Source organism: Fontivita pretiosa, assembly GCF_050410795.1.
GTDB classification, from domain to species: domain Bacteria; phylum Planctomycetota; class Phycisphaerae; order Tepidisphaerales; family Tepidisphaeraceae; genus Fontivita; species Fontivita pretiosa.
In genome coordinates, this window is record NZ_CP191258.1 from 2066843 (window position 1) to 2083619 (window position 16777).

A 16777-nucleotide genomic window follows, 5' to 3' on the forward strand; every position below is an offset into this window, starting at 1 on the left:
GACATGCAACCGACCAGGTTCAACGGTGAATCCATGCTGTGTGTGCTGTGTGTGGCACTTGGGTTGTTCGCGTCGTCTTCCGCGCCGGCGGCCGGGCCGGCGAGCAGGCCCGCGATCGTGCCGGCCAGCCAGTGGGGATCCTCGCCGCAGCCCATCCCCGAGTCGCGCAGGCACACGCCAAAGTTCATCACGATCCATCACGCCGGCGTGCCGTGGCGAGGCGGGGACCCGCAGCGGTTCGTCAGGAACATGCAGATCTGGGGACAACGCGAGAAGAACTGGCCCGACCTGCCCTATCACTTTCTGATTGCGCCGGACGGGCGAATCTTCGAGGGTCGGCCTCTGGAGTATGAGCCGGAATCGAACACCAGGTACGAGCTGGCCGGGAACATCGGCGTGGAAATGATGGGCGACTTCGAGCAGCAGCGCCCCAGCCGGCGGCAGCTTGAATCGTGCGCCCGGCTGGTGGCATGGCTGGCGCAGGAGTTGAAGATCCCGCCGGATCACATTCGTGGCCACAAGGACGCCGCCCCCGGACAAACCACCTGCCCTGGACGCGACTTCTATCGGTATCTTCAGAACGGGCAGTTCAGGAGCTGGGTCGCACAACTGCTCGAAGGGCGCGAGCCGATGATCGAGCCCGGCCCGCCGCTGGAAACGGGCCCGACGACGAGGGTCAGTGAAGAATGACCCATCACCAGTTGCCGATGCCCGGGCAATGACCAGGCACCGCCGTCAACCAGCCGGCCCACCTGCCGTGATCATTCATTGACCGCCAGCGCGGTGACGTTGCCGTTCATCGATCCGATGTAGACGCGTTGATCGTCGGCAACAGGAGAAGCCAGCACATGCCCGGGAGCCAGACGATATTGCCATCGCCGCGCGCCCGTGCGGGCGTCGAAGGCGTTGACCACGCCGCTGACGGTGGCGATGAAGACCCTGCCGCCGCCGAAGCAGAAGCTGGAATCGTAGATCACTGAGCCGGCGTCGCCCTGCCAGAGGATTTGTCCCGTGTCGGCGTCGGCGCAAAACACCTTGCCCTCGTCGCCCAGAGCGCACCAGACCCTGCCGTCGCGATACAGCGGGCTGGAGTAGCCCATCTTCTTCCAGTCGATTCTCCAAAGCTCCTCGCCGGAGTCGATCTGGATGGCGTGGAGGATGCCGTCATTGGTGCTGATAAACACTTTGCCGTCGCCGACCGCGGGCGAGGCGATCGCCGGAGCGTAGGCGCTGAACACATCCGACCGGGCGCTTTTGCCGAGCCTGATGGCCCACAATTCCTGCCCGCTGGTCGCGTCGATGCATCGGAAGCGGTTGTCCCATCCACCGACGAAGAACCGCTGCCCGTCGGTGGCGGTTTTGGATTGGTACATGTTCCGCCCCTGCACGGTCCAGCGGATCGAGCCGTCAGCGGCGTCAAGCCCGTAGATCTTCGTGTCGGTCGATCCGACGCAGACGATGCCGCGCGCCACGCTCGGCCCGGCCAGAACCGCGCCGCCCGTTTTCGTCTTCCATCGAATGGCGCCGGTTCTGGCGTCGGCGGCGTAGACGTGATGATCGGCCGAGCCGAAGTAGACCACGCCGTTTTCCACGTGCGGCGAGGAGTAGACGGAATCAGCCGTTCTGACGCGGAAGATCTCTCGCCCGCTGGCGCTGTCCAGCGCCACCAGGTCGTTTCCCATCGACGGGACGTAGACGATCCCGTCGTGAAGCGCGAGTCTGGACTGTACCTCGCCGCGGATGTTCACTTCCCACACCGGCGAGTGATCCTGCGCGGGCTGGGGGGTTGCCGCCGGCGGCGGATCGATCGTGCGCGATCGCCGGCTGAGCGGAATTCGCTCGAAGACCACCTCCCACTCGAGCTGCTGCGTGGTTGGAATGCTCTTGTCGCGAACCAGCTCGTCGGCTCGCCTGGCCGGGTCCTTCCAGCTTCGGCGGCGAACGCTCATCGACTCATCCGTCACCGTCACCACCGCATACGAGCCCTGATACAGGCCCTTTTGCATCATCGCCGCCGCGCCGTTGATCCGCCACTGAATGTCGCTGTGCCCGTGCCCCTGAAGCCACAGCACGACGTTGTAAGGCGCAACGACACGGAGCAGCTCCTGCTCGTTGTCCACCTGCACCTTGTCGCGCCCGATCCAGTGATGAAAGCCGATCACGACCGGGCGATCAGGTCCGACCCTGGCCAGATCCTCGGCCAGCCAGTCGAGCTGTCGGCGTGAGATGTGCCCCCAGTGATTCAGCAGGACGGTGGAATCCAGCGTGATGAAGTGCACGTTCTGATAATCCCAGGATTGAAACAGCGGCTGGGAAACGCCGCGCGTGTAGCCCTCCTTGCCTCGCGGGTTCCAGCGAACATCGTGATTCCCCGGGGCATTGTAGATCGGCGGGGTCAGATGCCTGATCGCCTGGCGGTACAGCTCGTACTCTTCGTCATTGCCGATCTCGCAGACATCGCCGGTGTTGATGACGAACGCGGGCTTCGGATCGAGGTTGGAGATTTCGGTAAAGAACCGGGCGTTGATCTCGTGATTCTGGGCGACGCCGAAGTGGGTATCGGAGCAATGCACGAAGGTGAAATCCGCGCGCGCCGCGCCGCCGATCAGCCCGACCAGCAAGAACAGAACGATTGAACCACGAAGGCACGAAGACATGAACAGTCCCGTGACGAACCAACACCGCTTCGTGCCTTCGTTTCCTGGTGAATCGAGTCGATTGCTCACTCTACGCCCCATGCGCAACTGCCTGCACGTGTTTGCGGGGATCGGTGGCGGCGATGATTTCGCTGACGCCGGTCTGGTTGAAGCCTTTGAATCCCTCATTGCGTTCCAGGTTCTCCAGGTGTGAGCCGATGGCGCCGTTGGCGCGGAACTGCTCGGCCTGTTCGGGGGTGATGTACCCTTTGGCCAGCGCCGCGCGGAGGCGTTTTTCGCTGACGGGCCAGCGCTGGCCTTCGGTGAAGGCCTGCCGCAGGTAGCTGAAATCGGTGAATGGCTTCATGGTCCTGATGCCCGCCTCGGCTTCGAGCTGCCGGGCCAACGCATCGAAATCAAACTGGCACTCCAGGTGATGCATGCCGGCCTGGAGGAACGCTTCGCCATGCAGCGCACACCACAGCCCGACGGTTCCGAGCTGGTCGCGCGGCGGCAGGCCCTCGTGGCTGAAATCGCCCATCAGCTCATCGGGCGAGAGGTCCACGTCGTTGAAGGTGACGATGCCAGTCACGGGTTGTTCCATGACCTGCGCGCCCCACCCGGCCTCGCGACCGGCGTAGAAACGCTCGCGGCACTGGAAGCCCAGTTTTTCCCAGGTTGCGATGAGCCTGGCGAAATGCTGACGCGACGAGCGGTAGGTGTGATGGTCGTGATTCGCCCAGCCAAGCCCCAGCTTCTGCTGGCGGGCGTACTGAACCTGCGCGGCGCGGTTGCGACGCATCCAGTACTCGCGTTCGGCGGCGAAGAACAGATCGCAGGTCAGATCCACGCCCAGATCCCTGATCGCATCGTCGATGAGCTGGTTCGTGTGCGCGAAACCCTCGATTTCATCGTCGAAGTCGCGCCGCCGCATGCGGAAGCGCTCCAGGTGAAACAGGCGCCTGATGGCGTTTGGCGGGGCTTGGCCGGGGCGATCGAAGCTGCGGCTGCCGTGACGCTCGATGACGCTGAGCATCGTGCCATTGCAGCGGCAGATGGTGGCGACCCGCACGTCGCTCAGCGGCTCGCCCTGGATCGCGGTTTCGATGCCGTTGGCGGCGAGGAAGTCGGCGACCGAATCGACCTTGACCGCGATTTCGGTTGTGGAGCCGTTTCCAGTCCGGTCCAGGTCATGGACGACCACCGCGGGGAACATCCCGCCGGGATGACGATAGACGGTCAACTCCTCAGGAATGGCATCGACGATGTAACCGACGTCCTCGATCTGGACGACGCGCGGGTCATCCGGCGAAAGGGTAATGTGCCCGATCCAATCATGGAAACGCGTGCCGGTTTGCTCCTTCATCCGCCGCGACAGTTCCGCCGCCACAGGACAACGCGAAACAAAATCCTGCACGATCTGCCGCAGCAGGCGTTCGGCGTCGGGCTGGCGGGTCCAGGCGAAGGCTTGCAGGGGGTCGGCGGTGGTTGGCGGTGAGTCGGTGCTTGACATAGGCAGAGCCTCGCGGCGTCCGGGGAAATGCCTGGTGACGATGCAACCCTCCGTGACAGATCCGACGCCAGCGATGACACGCGTCACGCCCAAACCGCCAGCCGAATCATCATCTGCCCGCGGTTTTCTGGTTTGAGGACCTGTCCGGACCGATATTATACAATATTCGTCCCAGAGTCATTCGCGCGGGAGCTTTTTCGCATGCATGCACAACACCGAGTCCTGCTGTTGGGCGCCGGGAAGATCGGCAGCGCCGTCGCCAAGTTCCTCACCCGCAGCGGGGATTACGATGTGCTGGTCGGCGATATCGACCAGGCGGCTCTGACCCGCCTGCGAGACGTCGGCATCCAGACAGTACGCATGGACAGTTCCAAGCCGGACGAGCTGCTCCAAGCGATGGCCGGACGCCAAAGCGTGCTGTCGGCGCTTAACTATGTGCTGAACCCGATCGTCGCCCGCGCGGCGCTTGAGGCGGGATTGAGCTACTTCGACCTGACCGAAGACGTGGCCACGACGCGCGCGATCAAGGAGGTGGCGCGTCACGCCCGCCCGGGGCAGATCTTCATGCCGCAATGCGGTTTGGCGCCGGGGTTCGTCTCGATCGCGGCACACAACCTGACGCTGGAGTTCGAAAAGCTCGACGAGGTTCGCCTGCGCGTCGGCGCACTGCCGCTTTTTCCCACCAATGAGCTGAAGTACAACCTCACCTGGTCCACCGACGGGCTGATCAACGAATACGGCAACCCGTGCGAGGCGATCCACGAGGGGCGGTTCATCGAGGTCCTTCCCCTGGAAGGCCTGGAGCATTTCAGCCTCGACGGCATCGACTACGAAGCGTTCAACACGTCGGGGGGCGTGGGAACCCTGTGCGAAACGCTTCAGGGCAAGGTGCGGAACCTGAACTACAAGACGATCCGCTACCGGGGACATCGCGACCTGATGGCATTCTTGATGATCGAGCTGCGACTGAACAGCCGACGCGAGCTGCTCAAGGACATCCTGGAAAACGCCATCCCCGTCACGCCCCAGGATGTGGTGCTGATCTTCTGCACCGTGACAGGATGGAGAGGCGGACATCTCACACAGATCACCGACGCCCGCAAAATCTATCACGGGGAATTCTTCGGCGAGCGATGCAGCGCCATCCAGATCACCACCGCCGCCAGCCTTTGCGCCGTCGTTGATTTGCATGTATCCGGCAAACTCCCCAAACAGGGATTCGTCAGGCAGGAACAAGTCAATCTCCGCGATTTTCTCAGCAACCGATTTGGCCGATGCTATGACTGTAGCATGAAGGATCTGTCGCTGGAGAACGGGATCGCCGTGTGACCCCTCTCCGCGCCGGATCGGAGCGGAGAATCCCATTTATGGGGCGAAATGGCGGCACATACCGCTTGGGCGCAGCGGCGCGGACATCCACCCCGCCGTGCCTGCTGGAGCCACTGGAATGCCGCAGGCTGCTTTCCTCGATCACTCTGGTCAAACCGTCCGCCCAGGCCTACTCCGTCTTCGAGGAATTATTGGTCAGTGCCGACGGCCAGCAGGCGTTTTTCACAATGGATGATGCGCTCTGGGCCGCAGACCAGTCCTCCGTCGTCAAAGTCGGTTCCATCACCTCCCCGGCCGATCTGACCTTGCATGGATCCTGGCTGTACTCCAGGGATCTGCTGGGCCGACTGAACCTGACCAACATCAACACCAGGCAGACATGGCTGATCAGTCTGCCGCGCGCCGGTGTGCAGGTCGAGCGGATCTTCAGCCTCAGCAACGCCGTTGTCGTCTATGCTTCCGATCCGGCCGACGACTTCGCGCCGTACTTTTTCATCAAGAGAGATACGGACGCGGGCTTCCGCACCATCGCCAACAGCGGCGCGCAGCTCGTGCAGGATTTTCCGCTGGTTTTCGAGTTGAACGGCCAGCCGCACCTGCTGGTTGGCGGGGACATCAAGCGGATCGACTTCGCGTCCGACGGCTCAGCCAGCGCCACCACCATCGCCCATGTAGACCTTCTGACCGGCTCCCCGACGCAGGTGCTGTCGATCGGCGGCGCGCTGTACATCAATGACGGCGGCTGGCTGCGCACCAGGGCAGTTCCCGGAGATGCGATCGGCTACAGCTTTGTCAACCCGCCGCTGGATTTTCTGGGCACCGCCTGGTTCGCCAAAGGCCAGGCGCTGTATCGCGTCAACCCCAGCACCGGTCAGGCTCAGCCGGTCGTGTCATTTTCGCCGGGGGTGCAACAGGCGGTGGTCAGTGGCAATCGGATCTTCATCCTCACGCCCGACGGGCAGGTATGGATGAGCAACGGCACGGCCAGCGGAACCGTGCCGATCACGGCGCTGAACGGGCTGAGGCCGACAACGCTGATTCCAGCGGGCAACGGGCGCGTGGTGGTGGTGGCGTGGAACGCGGCGCGAGGCAATGAGTTCTGGCTCTCCGACGGCACCACCCAGGGCACCAGCATCTTTGACATCAGCCCCGGCCCGGCGGACAGCTCGCTGGGCAGTTTCGCCTTCGCCGCATCAAATCGCATCTTCTTCCTGGCCGACAGCACCCGAGGCAGCGGGCTGTTCCGCGCCGACGTGACGCCGGGCGTCAACCGCGCGCCGGTCGTGGCGTTCAAGACCGCGCCCCGGGTCTCGGAGGGAAGAACCCTCACCCTGGACGCCTCGGCCACCATCGACCCCGACGGCGATTCGCTGCTGTACATGTGGGACCTGAACGGCGACGGCGACTTCAGCGATGTCGTCGGCTCCAGCCCCATCGTTGCCGTAGGCTGGGGCAGGTTGCGACAGCTCGGTATCAGCGACGGCCCGGCGACGTTCTCGGCGCGGGTTCGCGCCTTTGATGCATCCACATCCGGCCTGTCCGCCGTCACCCCCTTGACGCTGCTGGACGCCCCGCCCCGTGTGATCCTCACCGTCCCAGGACAACTGCTGCCCAACACCGACTGGACCGCGGCGTTTCGCTTCTCAGACTACGGCGAGGACACGATCAGCAGCTTCATCATCGACTGGGGCGACGGCGTGCTGACCAAACGCCGCGGCTCACGCGCCACCCTCACTCACCGCTACGCCAGGGCCGGCACGTTTGCGATGAAACTGATCACCACCGATGAGGATGGCACGCGAACCTCGCCGACGATCCCAATCAATGTCGTCACTCGGCTCAGCGGGCCGATCCTGATCGGCACGAGCGTCGGCGAGCATTTCGCCGAGCTTCCTTCGGGCCGAATCGTCTACTACGCCGGAAACAACGGCTCGGATCAGGGGTTGTGGATCAGCGACGGAACCAGCTACGGCGCCCGACTGCTGCTGGGCAACCTCGAGATCTACCGGATGGTTCGCATCGGCTCGCTGGTCTACTTCCTGGCCGACGGCGTGGAGGATGCCACGCCCGGCGTGCAACTGTATCGCACGGACGGCACGGCGGCCGGGACCTTCACGCTGCCGGCGCCCGGCGGGATCGATGCCACCAGCTTTTTTGAGTTCCACGGCCGCGCCTGCTTCATCGCCGCCGACGTCAATGGCGCCAACCTTCGGCTGATGATCAGCGACGGGACGGTGCCGGGCACGCGAGTCGTGCCCACGACCACCAGCCTGTATCCGCTGGCGTTGAGCGATGCCACGCGCTTCGGCGATTCGGTCTTCTTCGTCGCCGCACGCGATAACACCTCGCTGGGTAATTATCTGTACCGCTTCGATGGCACGCGACTGCTGCCGGTGATGCGGCTGTTCAGTGGCCAGGGCGTGGCCACGCTCCACACCGCCGGGCAGTGGCTGTTCATCCATCGCAGCGGGCTGGGCCAGGATCTGCCGGAGGATGGCACGCTGTGGCGAAGCGACGGTACCGCCGCCGGCACCATTCGCGTGCGAAAGGCCGACTCCGATGCCGATCCCCGCTTCGATGTCTGCTTCGCCGGCGCCGACACCCTGCTGGCCATCGCGCCGACCGATCCGGGCAACCCCGATGATCTGGAGCTTTGGGCCGTCGATGCCGACGGCAGAATCGGGCTGCTGCGCGACATCCGCCCCGGGGCGACTGGGTCTGAGATCAGCTTCCTGACCAACGCCGGGCGATACACCTACTTCACCGCCGACGATGGCACGAACGGGCGCGAGCTGTGGCGCACGGACGGAACGGCGGCGGGCACGCGGATCGTGCGTGATTTGGCCATCGGGGGCGCATCGATCGAGATCCTCAGCTTCGCGGTCGCGAACAATCGACTGTACTTCACGGTTGCTGACGGTCGCGGCGGCTCGGCGCTGTATCGCACTGACGGCACCTACAGCCGCACGGTTCGGCTCACGCCCGCCACCGCCGCGGCGCTGGGCATGCAGGTGCGTTCGCTGACGCCGATCGGCGATCGCATGCTGTTCGTGTATCGCGCCAGCAGCAGCAGTGCCTGGGACTGGTGGATCGCCGACGCCGCAAGTTCCGCCGCCACCGAATTGACCAGCCTGAGCGTTCCTCCCACTGCCGCCAGCGGCGTCGCCACACTGATCGGCCAGAACCTGTACCTCAGCAGCGGGCTGGGTGGGGGCAGCAACGCCAACGAGCTGTGGCGGATCTATCCGGATGCCTGAGTCCGTATGCACGGGCATTCGGAGCGAAGTCCGCGCGCCGCAGGTGGGTTCGGCCAAAGTGCCGGACATACAATCCACGTCATTCAATCAAGCGGAGAGCGTCGCCATGTCCATCTCGCAGAGTGTGCTTGAAAGGCTCAATCTATCGCCGAATCCCACGGGTCTGATGATCGGCAGGCAGACCTCGCTGCCGACCGCCGGCAAGTCACACGCCGTGCGTTCGCCCATCGATGGCAGCACGCTGGCGACGATAACCGAATGTCAGCCTGGGGATATGGCGCGGGCGATCGAGGCGGCGTGCGAGGCGTTCCAAACCTGGCGCCTCATCCCGGCGCCCAGACGCGGCGAGCTCGTTCGCCGCATCGGCAACAGCCTGCGAGAACACAAGAGCGATCTGGCCGATCTGGTCTCGTGGGAAGCCGGCAAGATCACCTCCGAAGCCCAGGGCGAAGTGCAGGAGATGATCGACATCTGCGATTTTGCGGTGGGACTGTCGCGACAACTGTACGGGCTGACGATCGCCTCCGAACGCCCGGGGCATCGCATGATGGAACAGTGGCATCCACTGGGACCGGTGGGCGTGATCACGGCGTTCAACTTTCCGGTGGCGGTGTGGGCGTGGAATGCGATGATCGGGCTGGTCTGCGGCGACCCGATCATCTGGAAACCCTCGGACAAGACTCCGCTGTGCGCGCTGGCCACTCACGCGATCGTCGCCCAGGTCATGAACGAAATGCCGCACGTGCCCGACGGCGTGGTGAGCACGGTCGTCGGCGACCGGCACAACGTGGGCCAGCCGCTGGTCGCCGATGAGCGTGTGCCACTGATCAGCGCCACCGGCTCGGTGCGCATGGGGCGCGAGGTGGCGCAAGTCGTCGCCGGACGACTCGGACGCTCCTTGCTGGAGCTGGGCGGCAACAACGGGATGATCCTGGCGCCCAGCGCGGACCTGGAGCTGGCCATCCGCGCCATCACCTTCGCCGCCGTCGGAACCGCCGGGCAACGCTGCACAACCCTTCGCCGGCTGATCGTCCATGACAGCATTCGCCCGAAGGTCGTCGAGCGGCTCAAAGCCGTCTACTCGAAGCTGCGCATCGGCAACCCCACGGAGCCGGGCGTGCTCGTCGGGCCGCTGATCGACGAGCAGGCGCATCACAACATGCAGAGGGCGCTGGACGAAGCGCGCAGGCACGGCGGCAAAGTCCACGGCGGCCAGCGCGTCACCGACGGCGTTCCCGCGGGCGGATGCTACGTCCGCCCCGCGATTGTCGAGATGCCCCGGCAGGTTCCCATCGTCTGCGAAGAGACCTTCGCCCCGATCCTGTATGTCATGGGCTACCACACGCTCGAGCAGGCCATCGAAATCCACAACGCCGTGCCGCAGGGACTGAGCAGCGCGATCTTCACCGGCGATGTTCGCGAGGCCGAGTTGTTCCTTTCGCCGGCCGGGTCGGATTGCGGCATCGCGAATGTGAACATCGGCACCAGCGGGGCCGAGATCGGCGGGGCGTTCGGAGGCGAGAAGCAGACCGGCGGGGGTCGGGAGTCCGGGTCGGATTCCTGGAAAATCTACATGCGACGGGCGACCAACACCATCAACTACTCCGGGGATCTGCCCCTGGCGCAGGGCGTGAACTTCGACGTGTAAACCTCCACGAGGCGGGCGGTCTTACAGCACCACAAGCTCAAGCTTATGAGCGGCTTGGGCCAAAAACCGCCGCTGGTGGCATGGAACGGGGATAATTATATAAGAAAGTAGAATTTTCCCTTGAATCCGGCGTCGAGTCCGGCGTATACTGCGGGCAGTCTTCCGTTCTCATGCTGCCTGGAGGATCCGCATGACCCGGATCGTCAATTCTTCCAACCGCCGCCGGCTCGTAAGCGCTTTCACCCTGGTTGAGCTGCTGGTGGTCATCGGCATCATCGCCGTGCTGATCTCCGTGCTGCTTCCGGCGCTCAGTCAGGCGCGTCGGCAGGCAAACACGGTCAAGTGCATGGCGGCGCTGAAGGAGATCGGGAACGGATTTCAGATGTATGCGATTGACAACCGGGGGTGGTGGCCCAGCGCACGTGACCGTAAGCAGGCGTCGCCGAACAACTGGCACAGTTGGACGGACCTGATCGCCAAGTACATGACCGGGACGAAGAACTGGCAGAATTACTACGACGTGGCCCAGGTGCGACGCAACTCGGTGATCTGGGGCTGCCCGGAGTGGACCAAGTCGCAGGATTTCCGGGCCAATGCAGCAGCCGCCGATGCTGAGAATGTCTACACCGGCTACGGCATGCAGTACTATCCAAGCTATTTTGACGACGGAGACTTGAACGGTCTGGTAAACGCCGGGCAGAGCAATACGACCCGGCCCGGCTATCGCAAGGCAAGTGTGTGGCAGCGCAAACCCAGCGCGCAGCGCGGCCTCATCGCAGACGGTCGATGGGACATTATCCAGATCGACATCAACGCCAAGCAGTTCAATCCGCTCACCACCATGTACTGGCCGTTCGACAACCTCACGACAACCACACCCGGGATCATTGCGATAGACGCCCGGCACGTGAAACCTACGATAACAAAAGTGAAATGTGGAGACACGAAGTCTCTGAACATGCTGTTCTGCGACCTGCACGTTGACACTGTGAGCCCTCGTGAGGCGTACAACGCCATCCGCAGCCCGGGGCGTACCAAGCTGCCCAGTGATCCGTAATGGATCGAACGGCGCCGTCGGCGCTGACGGCTCGAGCAGCAGGTGTACTGCCGGGAATCATGGCGCGGCGCCCGGTGGCGAACCCACCGAAATTCCGATCACATTCGCCACCGCGCGTTCGCGGCCGTCGCTGGGCTGGTTCATGATCTTCAGCTCGTCGCTTTGCGGATCGCGAATGACCAGCGTCGCGCTCCCCCCGCCGTCGAGGTTGATCGCGTCCCAGCAGCCCAGGCGAAGCATTTCGTCGGCCAGCTCGGCGCCGGTCATGCCCACCGACACGCCGGGGCGGCGACCATCCACCACCAGCAGAATCAGCTTCGAGCCGTCACGCGTCGTGCCGATCACGGTGCGCGGATGGCGGACCTTCATCATGCCCACAAACGGCTCGGCAGGCTTGCCCGCTTTGACCACGTAGCAGTTGCCCGTGGCGATCTGCCTGGCGCCTTTCGGCACACGGCTTGACAATCCGATCTTCACGCGACGATCCTCCTCCACCCACACGATCGGCCAGCCGTCTTTGGGCGGTGCGCTTCCCCAAAGCCGGCCGTCGGTCATTGCCCAGCCGACGGTCTGTGCCCAGACACCGGGACGATAGCCGGGATTCGCCGGCTGGGTCGCGGCGCCAGGAGCCGTCGTTGGCTTGCGGATGGCAAAGAAACTGGCGTTAATCGCCACATCGAACCGCTCGCGCCGGGCGATCTGGCTGGTCGGCAGCAGCGTCGTCTGCCACGGGCCATCCGGGCCGTCCGGGTCCGCCCCGCCGGGCGCGACGCGAACCTTCACATCCGGATCGGCCAGGTCGATCGTGACGACGTAAAGGCTCATGTCAGGATCGCGCCGCCGCTCGTGAACATATGTGACCTGTTCGTAAGGTCGCGTGCTGGCAACCTCTGCGGGTACGGACGCAGCCCACACCAGCAGACCGATCAGCAGCACAAGCCCGCACCTGAAGCAGCGGGCCTGGCGGTCGCGAGCGCGCCGCCCGTTTGCATGCACTTGATTGTTCATCCTTCTGCTCTCTGGCTTATCCTTTGAGTCCGCCCATCGTCATGCCCTGGATGAAGTACCGCTGGAACAGGATGAACATGACGATCATCGGCAGCGTCATCAGCACGTTGCCAGCCATGATCATCGTCCAGTCGCTGGCGGCTTCGAGCCGGACGGCGAAAAGCCCCAGGCTCAGGGGAAATCGCGTCTGGTCGCGCAGGTAGATCAGCGGGCCCATGAACTCGTTCCAGGCACCCATGATGGTCATGATGGCGATGGCGGCGGCGGCGGGCTTGACCAGCGGGACGATCACGTACCACCAGGTCTGCATGGCGCTCAGCCCGTCGATCCTCGCCGCTTCCTCCAGTTCCTTTGGGATGGTCTTCATGTGCTGAACCATCAGGAAGATGAAAAACGCCGAGCCGAAAAACGCCGGCACCCACAGCGGATTGAGCGTGTTGTACCACCCGAGCTGCCGCCAGATCATGAACGACGGGATCATCGTCACCTGTCCGGGCAGCATCATGGTGGACAGAAGGATCACCAGCGCCACGCTTCTGCCCGGCCAGTTCAGCCGCGCAAACGCATACGCCACAAACGTGCTGCTGAACAGCGTTCCGACGGTGCAAAGCCCCACCAGCAGCAGACTGTTGCCGACGTAGGTCCAGAACGGCACGGCGCGAAACGCCCGCGAGTAGTTCCATTGCACCTTGCCCGCAATCGCCTGTAGCGTCGAGCTGGGCGCAATGATGATCCGCAGCGTGCTGTCTGCCTTCTGATCCGAGCCCTTTTTTTGCAGGGGTGTCCACGTGCGGGCCTTGAGCATCTGATCCTCGAAGCTGGGGAACTGGAAGATGATGCTGCCGACGCGGTTCTGGGCGGCGTAGTTGGTGCGCGTGGTGTGCCACTGCCCTGTCGGGCCGCTGACGACCGCCTGGATGCGATGCCAACTGTTGTCGGCCTTGAACGAGAAGGTGAGTTTGTGCCAGGTGTCCATCGGCTCTACGACATCGAGGTCGCATTCGAGCACCACCGGCTCGGCATCGGGGGAGTCGAAGTGATATTGCAGATAGGCTCCGCCGCCAGTCGAAGCGCGCAGCTCGCCGGGACCTGAAGCAACCCGCCAGAAACCCCCTTCATTCATGTGCTTCCTGCCTTCTGGCTTCGATTCCGATGCATCCCACAGGCGGATGATTCGGCCGTCGAGAGTGCGCAGCAGCAGGCCGCGAAGCTCGAAACGGGCGGTGCGGTCGTCCAGCGCCTGGCGGATCGTCTCGTCGGTGAGCATCTCGCCAAAGGCCATGAGCAGCTTCGCCGGATCGTCCCAGAGTTTGCCGAACACTCGCGGGGCCAGGCGGTTGATCAGCACCGCCGTGGCGGATTCGATCTGCGCCGATGCATCCAGCGGATTTCCCGCCTGCGATCGAAGCTGCGCCGCCACCGCATCACGCGTCGCCTGCTGAAGCTGCGGCAGCACGCGGTCCCAGTTGGCCTGCTCGACGGCCAGCGGTTTTTCCAGTCTCGGCGGCGGAAGCACGTAGGGGCTTTTTTCGACGAAGGTGGGCAGGGTGGGCATCCAGCGGCGATTGGTCAGCTCTTCATCGGTTTTCAGGCTCGTGCCGACCATCCACGCGAACGGGAGCAGGAAAATGCCCACCCCCGTGAGCAGCGCCAGATGAAGCCAGCCGCGCTGAACGAAATAGCGGGCAAAACGCAACCGCGGATTGCGTCTCGCCGATGGTGACCCGGGCGCGCGGTCCGTCGGCACCTCCACATCGATGCCGCGCAATGCCTGCTTACGCCCGCTCATAGTGCACCCATTTGCTGCTCAGCCACAACTGAAGCACTGTCAGCGCCAGCACGATCAGGAACAGGATCCACGCCAGCGCACTGGCATAGCCCATGCGGAAATACTGAAACGCCTGCTTGAACAGATAGAACGCGTAAAAGAGGGTCGAGTCAGCCGGCCCGCCGAAGGTCATGATGTACGCTTCGCCGAAGATCTGCATGGTGCCGATCAGCCCGATGATCAGGTTGAAGAGGATGAAGGGGCTGAGCATGGGCAGCGTGATATGCCGGAAACGTCTCCAGGGCCCGGCGCCGTCGATGCTCGCCGCCTCGTAGAGCTGCTGCGGGATGGACTGAAGCCCGGCCAGCCAGATGATCATCCCCCCGCCGGCTTTCCACAGGTTCATGACGATGATGGACGGTTTGCTCCAATCCGGATGCTGGAGCCACAGCGGCAGCGGGAAATGAAACGGCTGGCCGATGATTCGGCTGAGCAGCGCCTCGATCCACTGCATCGGCGGGGTCGCGTACAGCCAACTGAGCAGCGTGTTGATCGCGCCGTAACTGGGATTCAGCAGCCAGATCCACAGCAGGCTGGTGGCAACCAGCGGCATGACCACCGGCAGGTAAAAGCCGGCGCGGTAGAAGCCGATTCCGCGCACCGTGTGGTTCAGCAGCAGCGCGATCGCCAGACTCACCGCCATGCCGATCGGAATCTGGATCACCATGAACGCGGTGTTGAACAGGCTCTTGTAGAACACGCCGTCGCTCAGCACCTCGCGGTAGTTGGCCAGCCCCACGGCGCGGGCGGGGGAAAGCACGTCGTACTGCGTGAAGCTGAACACGATGCTGAAAAGGATCGGACCGCCAACCAGAGCGACAAAGCCGAAGATCCACGGCGAGGCGAACGTCAGTGCCGCGCCCACTTCCCTGGCGCGATAGGCGTATTCGCGGCGGCGACGACGGTACGCCACGTACATCGCGATGAACGGCAGCACGACCAGTGTCCCGTATGCCCAGAAGACCGGCGTCCAGTTGATCTTCCTTGCCGGCGCGGGCTTGAGGATGTTGTCCAGTTCCCGCTGCGCGTCCACCTGCATCGCCGCCAGGGCAAGCTCCACTTCGTCTTTTCCGCTGCGCTGCGCCTGCTCGCGAAACGCGTGATTGACCGCCGCGTCGTAGGCGCGCACGTGCTGATTCCACAGCAGTTGTCCGATCGGCGTGACCGGGCGAATGCGCGTGATCGGCAGCAGCTCGCGGAACGTCTTGTACGCCAGCTTGATGTTCCGCGGCACATCCGGGTTCTGATCGACGGTTTCGCGCACGATCGCCTCGTACAGCCGCCGGTTGCCGTTGCATCGCGGCAGGTAGAGTCTGCCTTCGCTTTGCTTGCGTTCGCGGCGGCCACGCTCCAGCAGCCGGTAGCCGTGCTCGCTGGTCAGAAACTGAATGAACTTGAAGGCCCCCTCCTTATGGCGTGCGGTGGCTGGAATCACGTAGGCAAACCCCCCGGACCAGGTGACCGGCTGGGCGCCGGCGGCCAGGCGGTCGGCGGGCATCGGCGGGGCATACACGCCCAGCTCCATGTTCGGCCGCCAGTCCGCGATCGCCTCGATGAACACGTCCCCGTCGATCTTCATCGCCAGCGCCCCGCGCAGGAACGGATCCAGATCCCCCCCCTGCTGCGCCTCCTGAAATGCATTGACCTGCCCAACCCCGCCCAATTCGTCGTACACCTCCACCATGTAGCGCAACGCCCGGATCACCGGCGGCGAAGTCATCGTCACCGCTGTCCGCTGCGGGTTCATCAGCTCCCCGCCGGCCTGCCAGGCGTACATGTACAGCCAACTGTTGCCCACGTTGGGCGCAAAGCCCAGACGGACGATGCCGCTTCGCTTGTCGCCGGGCACGCGATAGACCGTCAGCCGATTGGCGTACTCACGCAGCTCCTCCCAGGTCCGCGGGGGCAGGGGCTCGCCCCGCTCATCCACGTACCCTCCCTGCCTGAGGATGTCCGTGTTCACGAAAAACGCCCGCACGTCCGCGCTGCATGGAATCCCGTAAATCCCCGGAGGCTGATCCGATCCGGGCGGGGCGTAGCTGGCCTCGGCGATCGTCCAGTCGTAGTACTCTTCCAGGCGAATGAAGTACGGGTCGCTGGGATCCTGGGCGGCCAGCATCGGACGAAGATCGGTCAGCGCGCCCCGCGCGGCCCATTCCCCGATCGCGAAACGGTCAAACCACACGACGTCCGGCGGCACGCCGCCGGCGATCGCGCACAGCAGGCGCTGCGCGTCCCCCGTCGTGTCACGCGCCGCCGCCGAACTCATCACCACCCGGTATTGCGGGTTGGCCTGCTCGAACTCATGGATCAGGTTGTAGATGTCCTCCCCCAGGTAGGTCGTGCCCCAGAAGACCAGTGTCTTTCGCCCGTCGGAGCTGTCGCTGCGCGTCTGGAGATACGTCCACCAGCCAAGAGTCAGCAGCCCCAGCAGCGACAGCACCACCACCCCCCACAGCGGCACCTGGGCTGTTCTGCTCCTCCGCTTCATCGTTCATCCT

At 64.0% G+C, this 16777-nt stretch carries 10 protein-coding genes; 5 read left to right on the forward strand and 5 right to left on the reverse strand.

The features are described 5' to 3' along the window. The first annotated feature begins 3 nt into the window (after window positions 1–3). The gene (locus ACQS5P_RS08435) at window positions 4–690 is read left to right on the forward strand and encodes a peptidoglycan recognition protein family protein (RefSeq protein WP_428940453.1); all 687 of its coding nucleotides are present in this window, start codon (window positions 4–6) and stop codon (window positions 688–690) included. Between the two features lie 71 nt (window positions 691–761). Here ACQS5P_RS08435 and ACQS5P_RS08440 read toward each other — a convergent pair whose 3' ends face one another. Together ACQS5P_RS08440 and ACQS5P_RS08445 are read right to left on the reverse strand one after the other, a co-directional pair. After that, window positions 762–2657 carry a PQQ-binding-like beta-propeller repeat protein gene (locus ACQS5P_RS08440; RefSeq protein ID WP_428940454.1) on the reverse strand — a complete coding sequence of 632 codons (1896 nt, stop codon included), beginning with the start codon at window positions 2655–2657 and terminating at the stop codon, window positions 762–764. 70 nt (window positions 2658–2727) lie between these two features. Then, window positions 2728–4149, reverse strand: a complete 1422-nt coding sequence (locus ACQS5P_RS08445; RefSeq protein WP_428940455.1) for a hypothetical protein — start codon at window positions 4147–4149, stop codon at window positions 2728–2730. A 201-nt stretch (window positions 4150–4350) separates the two neighbouring features. On the opposite strand from ACQS5P_RS08445, the gene ACQS5P_RS08450 reads away from it, so the two are divergent. The 4 genes from ACQS5P_RS08450 (at window position 4351) to ACQS5P_RS08465 (ending at window position 11440) form a co-directional block, all read left to right on the forward strand. Then, window positions 4351–5478, forward strand: a complete 1128-nt coding sequence (locus ACQS5P_RS08450; protein WP_428940456.1) for a saccharopine dehydrogenase family protein — start codon at window positions 4351–4353, stop codon at window positions 5476–5478. 38 nt (window positions 5479–5516) lie between these two features. Beyond that, window positions 5517–8735: a PKD domain-containing protein gene (locus tag ACQS5P_RS08455; RefSeq protein ID WP_428940457.1), complete on the forward strand. Its 3219-nt coding sequence runs from the start codon at window positions 5517–5519 to the stop codon at window positions 8733–8735. Between the two features lie 166 nt (window positions 8736–8901). Further along, window positions 8902–10383 carry an L-piperidine-6-carboxylate dehydrogenase gene (amaB, locus tag ACQS5P_RS08460; RefSeq protein ID WP_428941006.1) on the forward strand — a complete coding sequence of 494 codons (1482 nt, stop codon included), beginning with the start codon at window positions 8902–8904 and terminating at the stop codon, window positions 10381–10383. A gap of 190 nt (window positions 10384–10573) precedes the next feature. Next, on the forward strand, window positions 10574–11440 hold the full coding sequence (locus ACQS5P_RS08465; protein WP_428940458.1) for a type II secretion system protein: 867 nt from the start codon (window positions 10574–10576) through the stop codon (window positions 11438–11440). A 57-nt stretch (window positions 11441–11497) separates the two neighbouring features. Here ACQS5P_RS08465 and ACQS5P_RS08470 read toward each other — a convergent pair whose 3' ends face one another. Genes ACQS5P_RS08470 through ACQS5P_RS08480 form a run of 3 tightly spaced genes read right to left on the reverse strand, consistent with a single transcriptional unit; the run spans window position 11498 to window position 16767 of the window. Beyond that, entirely contained in the window at window positions 11498–12448 is a 951-nt protein-coding gene (locus ACQS5P_RS08470) for a phosphodiester glycosidase family protein (protein ID WP_428940459.1), read from the reverse strand. Window positions 12449–12464: 16 nt separating this feature from the next. Then, the gene (locus tag ACQS5P_RS08475; RefSeq protein ID WP_428940460.1) at window positions 12465–14237 is read right to left on the reverse strand and encodes an ABC transporter permease subunit; all 1773 of its coding nucleotides are present in this window, start codon (window positions 14235–14237) and stop codon (window positions 12465–12467) included. Then, window positions 14224–16767: an extracellular solute-binding protein gene (locus tag ACQS5P_RS08480; protein ID WP_428940461.1), complete on the reverse strand. Its 2544-nt coding sequence runs from the start codon at window positions 16765–16767 to the stop codon at window positions 14224–14226. The genes ACQS5P_RS08475 and ACQS5P_RS08480 overlap by 14 nt, the downstream gene beginning before the upstream one ends. Window positions 16768–16777: the final 10 nt, after the last annotated feature.

Bases quoted from the DNA above. Each gene is read 5' to 3' on its own strand.
- ACQS5P_RS08475 (WP_428940460.1), bottom strand. From the start codon at position 14,237: ATGAGCGGGCGTAAGCAGGCATTGCGCGGCATCGATGTGGAGGTGCCG.
- ACQS5P_RS08445 (WP_428940455.1), bottom strand. From the start codon at position 4,149: ATGTCAAGCACCGACTCACCGCCAACCACCGCCGACCCCCTGCAAGCC.
- ACQS5P_RS08455 (WP_428940457.1), top strand. From the start codon at position 5,517: ATGGGGCGAAATGGCGGCACATACCGCTTGGGCGCAGCGGCGCGGACA.
- ACQS5P_RS08465 (WP_428940458.1), top strand. From the start codon at position 10,574: ATGACCCGGATCGTCAATTCTTCCAACCGCCGCCGGCTCGTAAGCGCT.
- ACQS5P_RS08450 (WP_428940456.1), top strand. From the start codon at position 4,351: ATGCATGCACAACACCGAGTCCTGCTGTTGGGCGCCGGGAAGATCGGC.
- ACQS5P_RS08435 (WP_428940453.1), top strand. From the start codon at position 4: ATGCAACCGACCAGGTTCAACGGTGAATCCATGCTGTGTGTGCTGTGT.
- ACQS5P_RS08470 (WP_428940459.1), bottom strand. From the start codon at position 12,448: ATGAACAATCAAGTGCATGCAAACGGGCGGCGCGCTCGCGACCGCCAG.
- amaB (WP_428941006.1), top strand. From the start codon at position 8,902: ATGATCGGCAGGCAGACCTCGCTGCCGACCGCCGGCAAGTCACACGCC.
- ACQS5P_RS08440 (WP_428940454.1), bottom strand. From the start codon at position 2,657: ATGTCTTCGTGCCTTCGTGGTTCAATCGTTCTGTTCTTGCTGGTCGGG.
- ACQS5P_RS08480 (WP_428940461.1), bottom strand. From the start codon at position 16,767: ATGAAGCGGAGGAGCAGAACAGCCCAGGTGCCGCTGTGGGGGGTGGTG.